Here is a 731-nt window from a genome sequence, read left to right on the forward strand (position 1 = left end):
ATGACTAATAAGTCACCATCGAATATTCCTACTTCTTGCATGGATTGCCCAGAAGCTATACCAATAAAAGTAGCATTCGGGTGTTTAATGATTAGTTCATCGATTGAAATACCGAGCTCTACATATTCTGCGGCAGGAGATTCAAAGCCGGTAATGCCTGCTTCTATAAAAATTGGAATAACGAACATACACACCTCAAGTACTGTTTATATATACAGTGTAATTTAAGGTTCAAATTATGCCAAGGTTCTTTTTGTGAAGACGATTGTTTAATTAGAGCTGGTATAAGCATGTTTTAGACTTAAAGATTAAAAACCCCTTTAATAACAATTAGTAAAATTACCATCGGTTTGTTAAAATTTCACAAAGGAATTATGAGCTTACTCAAAGCTTATTTAATTATGGAATAATTTACTGATGGCTTTAGTTAAAAACACTATTGTATCTTTTCTGATACTTAGCTTCATTACTGGCTGTTCAGCCTCTAGACACGCCATCATTACCGGTGACTCTGAATTAACAGATGCTCAAGTGTGTCGAAACTACCTTAATGATAAAGATATCCTCGCTAAAAGTTATACCGCCGAAAATACTGATGAAGCTAACTATATCTACGCGCTTAACAGAGAAGTTAAATATAGAGCACTCACTCAGTACAAATGTGAGATATTAGCCGCGCAAGACAGAAAAGAAATCGCTCAAGGCGTTGTTGCTGCTGTCGTTGCGGTAGG

Annotated in this window: 2 protein-coding genes; one reads left to right on the top strand and one right to left on the bottom strand. The window is 36.0% G+C overall.

From position 1 onward, the window contains the following. On the bottom strand, window positions 1–188 hold a 188-nt coding region (locus I6F41_RS17935; RefSeq protein ID WP_442960635.1), incomplete at its 3' end, for a S24 family peptidase. 229 nt (window positions 189–417) lie between these two features. On the opposite strand from I6F41_RS17935, the gene I6F41_RS17940 reads away from it, so the two are divergent. After that, window positions 418–731 (top strand): hypothetical protein (locus I6F41_RS17940; RefSeq protein ID WP_197108913.1); only part of this gene is annotated, 314 nt, incomplete at its 3' end.

The sequence above is a fragment of the Pseudoalteromonas sp. SCQQ13 genome, assembly GCF_015864415.1.
Taxonomy (GTDB): domain Bacteria; phylum Pseudomonadota; class Gammaproteobacteria; order Enterobacterales; family Alteromonadaceae; genus Pseudoalteromonas; species Pseudoalteromonas nigrifaciens.